At 38.3% G+C, this 5,832-nt stretch carries 5 protein-coding genes; 4 read left to right on the top strand and 1 reads right to left on the bottom strand.

All coding sequences use genetic code 11. The features are described from left to right. Positions 1 to 1,111: 1,111 nt before the first annotated feature. Positions 1,112 to 1,678: a hypothetical protein gene (locus tag ACFIM8_RS02850; protein WP_375606483.1), complete on the bottom strand. Its 567-nt coding sequence runs from the start codon at positions 1,676 to 1,678 to the stop codon at positions 1,112 to 1,114. A gap of 1,809 nt (positions 1,679 to 3,487) precedes the next feature. Here ACFIM8_RS02850 and ACFIM8_RS02845 point away from each other — a divergent pair. The 4 genes from ACFIM8_RS02845 (at position 3,488) to ACFIM8_RS02830 (ending at position 5,763) form a co-directional block, all read left to right on the top strand. Beyond that, positions 3,488 to 4,009, top strand: coding sequence for a hypothetical protein (locus ACFIM8_RS02845; protein WP_375606482.1), 522 nt, complete (start codon positions 3,488 to 3,490; stop codon positions 4,007 to 4,009). An 86-nt stretch (positions 4,010 to 4,095) separates the two neighbouring features. Further along, the gene (locus ACFIM8_RS02840) at positions 4,096 to 4,572 is read left to right on the top strand and encodes a hypothetical protein (RefSeq protein ID WP_375614473.1); all 477 of its coding nucleotides are present in this window, start codon (positions 4,096 to 4,098) and stop codon (positions 4,570 to 4,572) included. A 48-nt stretch (positions 4,573 to 4,620) separates the two neighbouring features. Then, complete coding sequence (locus ACFIM8_RS02835; RefSeq protein ID WP_375614472.1) at positions 4,621 to 5,187, top strand: hypothetical protein; 567 nt, start codon at positions 4,621 to 4,623, stop codon at positions 5,185 to 5,187. 198 nt (positions 5,188 to 5,385) lie between these two features. Next, a complete protein-coding gene (locus tag ACFIM8_RS02830) occupies positions 5,386 to 5,763 on the top strand; it encodes a hypothetical protein (RefSeq protein WP_375614471.1) in 378 nt (125 codons plus the stop codon). Positions 5,764 to 5,832 lie beyond the last annotated feature (69 nt).

Genomic DNA, 5,832 nt, shown 5'->3' with positions numbered 1-5,832 from the left:
GGTGAAGGGAGAATTGTGGTTTTGAAATCCGTGGTATTTTATTGATGAAATTGGGAAGGCGGTGGTTGGAAGGTGTTGCGGGGGCAAAGCTTTAGGTATTGCGCAGGGGGTGTTCCGAGGGGATGACGAGGTGGGGGACTCGTGGGTGCTTAGAGGCGTGATGGCTCTTCGAGTGGCTGTTGGGGTCTCTAAAGGTTTCTGTATAAAGATTTATTGAGTAAATGCTTTTTCTCCTTTGAGAAAGGAGGGGAAAGGTGAAGGGAGAATTGTGGTTTTGAAATCCGTGGTATTTTATTGATGAAATTGGGAAGGCGGTGGTTGGAAGGTGTTGCGGGGGCAAAGCTTTAGGTGTTGGCGATTTGTGGGGGTAATTAGGGCTGTGCAGGCTGTCGTATTAGTGGTGGTGTGATGGGAGGGTTATCGGTGCAGTTGTTGATGAGGGAGGAGATTGTTGGTAGGGGCTTTTTCTTTCGTTTAAGGGATGATGCTTTTAATTGTGTCAAAAAATAACGGGTTATTTTAATGATAAGTTATTGATTTATAGTGAATATTTTATCATTATTTATCTTGAATGAGAAATCCAGATTATGCTGAAATAAAAGCCATAGCTCTTGTCCGTCATAAGATCAGAAGAGCCATATAGAATTGTACAAGAAAAGACGTAAAATGACGATAATGAATTGTCTGAAGAGCTAAGGATGTCGCGATATTGGGTGAAGTGTATGATGAGGGTGGTTTGTTACAATGGGGGTAGAGGGAAGAATGTTGCTGTTTTTTAAAGAGGGGGCAATATTTATCTTGTCCATGCCGTGAATATGCCGTGAAATATTGTCCTTTGAGGCATGGATTAAGTGAGGCACTGGTAGGTATAAGGTTAAGTCTCTTTGACAGTTGAAGTATTTTTTAAAGAACGTGGTGGATATTTTTAAGCTTGTTTGTTGTGCGCTTTAAGCTTGTCAATCTCATGAAATTCTATGAAAGGGCAAGCTCAGAGGTTCTCAAGAGCACCCTGCCAAAGGGGGGCTTTATAAAGGCGCTGGTTATAAAGAGGCATGTTATAAAAGGAGGGGGAGAATCTTTATCCTGTGAGGGGGAGGAAATGATGGGTGTTTTAGCCAAGGCTCTTTTGGGTAGAACTGTCAAAATGTTTATAAAGGGCATCAAGAATAATACGCAACGAGCCAACAAGATTAGGCAGCGGTTGATCTTCTATAACAAGATAGTGTAATGCCGCATGAAAGTTGTGTTGACGATGTAGATATTGTGCTTCTTTAATCGCTTCTTGCATAGCTTCATAGTGTTCCGTTGCTCTTTGGATCCATTGCTTTTTTGCTTTCTCATCTGATGCGCTGTGCGTAAAACCATCATAATAACCGTTTGGTAAACCTTTTGCACATAAATAGTCGTTTCTAATTTGCAAGTATTGTTGCGCCGTGTCATATTGCTCTTTACTGATGCCTGATGAAGCCTCTTTATAGCCAAGCAAACAAAGACGCCCAATATAGGTTCCGACAAGCGGATTTTTCGCTTCTTCGAGGCTTAAACCAAAGTGTTTGGCACGCATTTCAATCGCAGATTGAAGCCCAGATTCGCTGGAGCTTTGGGCACGTGAAATACGGCCTTTGGGCTCTTGCTTTCCTGTTATTTTTGATCTACCGCGTTTTTTACGTATTTTCATGAACTTAACCATTTGAATGAAAAAGAAACTGTCTGTTGATGGGGGACAGTGATGTAAAAAGCACTTGGCGCAAATATTGGGGGAGCAAATACTTAAGGGGGAGGGAGCAAATACTGTGGGAAATATCAGCCGTTGCAGATCAAAAAACAAACGATACTAAAGGCGTTTTAATGCAAAGAAAAGCAACGGTGTGGGGCGAAAAAATCATCTTTAAGGTGTTTCTTACTATTTTTATCTTATCCCTATCAGTCTTATTTTCCGCCCCTATTATGCTTATTTTTTTATTGCTAGCGGATTATTTGCTTTCTAAATATTTCTTAACTGTTCTTGAGAAATTGAATTCTCTTGAGAAATTGAAGGAAAATTTTTGTCAAATGTGAATGAAAAAATAAGAATGGATTTCAAGGGCATGTCATCGTCTTTCTAATAGGAAGTTTTTTCTAATGGGATTATTTGTCTCTTTTTTCACGAGCGCTTTGTGGAAATTTTTCAATTCCACTTTTGAAAGGTCATTGTTTTCTTAAGTTGGGAGCTTGTTATTTGGGTTCTCTTATTTTTTGTTGTTGGGCGCTTTCCCAAGATATTTGATATACATCACGCTGTTAAGCATACTTTTATCCTTTATAAGAGATATATTGTCTTCTGTTGAGTGGCAGAGAGCGGCAAAAAGCAAACCTCCACATTCTATTATAATAGCATAAGATGCCCTATGTTTTCAAATAAAATATCATTTATTGGCTTAAAATAAACTGTGAATGATCCCGCTATTTGGTTTAGTATTTCCTTTGTAAGTATCCTTTATAGAGTATAAATTTTCCGTTTTAATGGATCTCATCATAAGACGAGGGGATGTCGTTTAAAGGACGGAATGCATTATCGAAAGAAGCTGTTTTTATAAGAAGAAAGTGCCTTTATAAAAAGATGCTTTTATAGGAGATGCCTTGATGAATGTAGGGGCTGTATCAATGTGGGGGCTGTGAAATGTTTCATCTTTAATGAAGGATTTTTAAAATGAAGCCTTTTTGATTAAGAAGCTTTCAAATGAGGATTAAGGTTGTTTGTTGCACGCTTTTCATACTGGATAATCGGTTGCGTGTTTGACTTTGTTTTTATGTTGCTTTTTAAAGAGGTATGTCTTAGGGCTCTCTTTTGCCCATTTCGCAAGGGTGCTCATGAAGGGCACAACGATAAAGTCCCCAATGAAATCCATATAAAGTTTGAATAATATAAAATCTATTGAACACTTCCATTTTTACACTTGTAAAGAAGAAAGTCTATAGCATCACACATTTTGCCAGCTCTCATTGTTGCGGACAGCTCTTGGCATTTGAGACGCTTCCTTAGAGGCATTTATCATCCTTTCTTAATGTTTTACTCTATACGGCTCTTTCTGCTTGTAACGCGCAAGAGACATGGTTTGGATCGATTTAATATGGAATAGGCTTGGAATAAGACAATCCTACGGTATTTAGGGTTCTCATTTAATATGAAAAACAATAAATTGTTATAAATCAGTGTATTGTTTGTAAACTTTACACATCAGATATTTCTTAGATTGAATATTTTTGCTTGTTGAGTTTTGTGAAACATTGTCTTTTGAAGTGTGGGTAATAGATAAGAGGATACAATGGCATTTGTGCTTGTGAGGCTTAGGGATTGTATGTTGTCACGTATGAGAAATTTTAAAAATAGACTTAAAGGGTCTTATAGCGCGTGTTTCATGGTGAGAAGAGTGCTAGATAAACCGGTTTTGCTGGTTGCATGTTTTCAAAGAGTGAGTGGGCATGTTAGAAGTGAGAAAATATCCGTATGATCGAAGATAAATCACAACACCAATTTGCCCATAAGGGAAATACGGCTTTTGCGTCACAGCCCGTGTTGAATCAGTGTGCGGTTTTCAAAAAATGGACGGCTCTCTCAAGAAAAGATTACGTCATCATTTTGTGTTTGGCTATCCTCTTGTTGGTGCTTTTTGCCGCGACTGTCTATATGAATCCTTTGGAGTTTTTTCACGTTATATCCAAAGAACAGTTTCAAGCACTGGGACAAATGGAACAAGGAGATCTTCGAAAAATGATTAAAGAGATCTTGAAACAGCCTTTTGAAAATAATCCTGCAATCGTGTTTTTGCGTGATGCGGGATGGAATAGTGTTTGGGCTTTTTTATGTCTTTTGCCGCAAATGATTTTTGGTGTTCTTGTGGTGTTCTTTCCACTCTTTTTTGTCTTTAACGCTATCTCTAAACGGGAGGTGAAGGAAATGATGAATCTGTGGGATACATTGCCAGAGCAGCAACAACTAGACAACCAATTTCTCAACAGAACACAATAGGGAAACAAGTGGCTGCTTCTTTTATAAGTACTTTTGTAATTTTTACCACAGTATGGTGGAGTACTGTCATGTTTTTCGGGGAGATCATGATACTTTTTTCTACTCTGATGACAATCTTGGTACTTTATTATTCTTTGATAAAACGGACAATATTGTTGTGTGGGATGCGGCGGAAATTAAAAAAGGGTGCATTGCAGAATTTGGGGTATAATCAGAAAGTCAGCATAGGACAAAATACAGTTTTTGCAACAGAGCTCAGCTCCCTTTCTTTTAAAGAATCTTTGGAACTTTCAAGAAAAGATTATTTTATCATCGTTTCGATAGCCTGCATTGTGATTGTGGTTTTCGCAGTTTTGCTCGCTTTTTTTGCTTTTTTTCCAAAATCTGCGATTTTTTTACACAATTATATGCCTCTATTGTTTAAGGTTGGCGTTTTTGGCATGCAGCTGCTGTTTTGGTTTTGTGCGTGTATTGTTGTTTCTTTACCTGTCATTTTAATCTTCCATAATCTCCTTCATTATGGCGTGAAAAAAACAGTGAAGGAATTAGAAATGTTTGTTTGAGAAGAGAATAAAAATGATGATTTCACATCAATGCGATAGGGGAAACAAGTGACTATTGTTATAAAATTTTTGGCTTTTTTAGGGGTCGTTATCATTGCCATTTTAATGGTTATGGTTATGATCCGGCTTCCTTACTTGTTGACCAAATATATCAGATTATCTTTTAAACTCGCTCAAGACTTGAAAAAGAGTACAACGCAAAAAAAGCAAGCCATACAACAATTGCGTAATGATCTGGGAGAAATGAAAAGACACAATCTCGCCCATAAGACCCTTGATGCGACAATGCGCTTTCTTAACTTCAAAGAATCTCTGCCTCTTTATTCAAAAGAATGTAAAATAATTCTTTTTATCCTTATTCTCTTTTCTGTTTTACAATCTGCTTTCTCTGTCGCAAATTTGGTATGGTGGAAGAATGATAATGTTGCCTTTATCATGCAGCTGTTGAGTATTCTATGGTTTGGGCTTCTTCTCTTTTTTCCGATCATTGGGATCATGTGCATAAAATTAACGAGAAAATTGAACAAAATACTTCCACAATTGGAAGAAGCGATACAACAACGCGATCAGGCAATGCGTATGCAGAATATGGAAGGGGGACAAAATGACGAGTAGTCTTATAACATTAATAGCCATTTCTTTCCTGTTCTTTACGCTCTTAAATGTTTTAATATGGGCGCCAATCGTTGTCATTTATTACCTGTTTATCAAGCGTGCGAGGCTTTATTGTCGCGTGAAAAAGGAACTGAAATGCGTGCTAAATGAACGCGATATTGCCTTAAAACAGATCTCCCCAAAATAAAAAGCAGCAGAATGTTTGATAAAAAGCAGCTTTCTCTTGTTTGGCAAGACTATAAAAAAATATTCTATCTTTCTACGGTCATGGCGACTGCTCCAATAGTTATAACTGTTGTCGTTAAGATATGGAGAGGGCAGGACTTTGTTTCTCTTGTCGTATTCGAGCCACTGGCATGGATGCTTGCCTGTACTTTTTTATTCTTACCGATTGTTTTTATTATGCGTTTTATCGTGACCTGTCAGTTGAACAAAATGATACGGCAATTAGAAGAAGAGGTTGAGCAGAAAGGAGCGCCCGTCATATTATACGATGTGAGCGAGGGGAAAGTGAGCGAGGGGAAAGTGAGCGAGGGGAAAGTGAGCGAGGGGAAAAGTGAGCGAGGGAAAAAGTGAGCGAGGGAAAAAGTGAGCGAGGGAAAAAGTGAGCGAGGGAAAAAGTGAGCGAGGGAAAAAGTGAGCGAG

It is taken from the genome of Bartonella sp. AC535YNZD, from assembly GCF_042196625.1.
Lineage (GTDB): Bacteria > Pseudomonadota > Alphaproteobacteria > Rhizobiales > Rhizobiaceae > Bartonella.
The sequence above is the reverse complement of the archived record's forward strand: the minus strand, read 5'-3'. Positions and strand labels throughout refer to the sequence as shown.

What these genes read in the sequence shown, in the direction of transcription:
- ACFIM8_RS02850 (WP_375606483.1), bottom strand. Translation starts at nt 1,678, where the DNA reads ATGAAAATACGTAAAAAACGCGGTAGATCAAAAATAACAGGAAAGCAA.
- ACFIM8_RS02845 (WP_375606482.1), top strand. Translation starts at nt 3,488, where the DNA reads ATGATCGAAGATAAATCACAACACCAATTTGCCCATAAGGGAAATACG.
- ACFIM8_RS02840 (WP_375614473.1), top strand. Translation starts at nt 4,096, where the DNA reads ATGATACTTTTTTCTACTCTGATGACAATCTTGGTACTTTATTATTCT.
- ACFIM8_RS02830 (WP_375614471.1), top strand. Translation starts at nt 5,386, where the DNA reads ATGTTTGATAAAAAGCAGCTTTCTCTTGTTTGGCAAGACTATAAAAAA.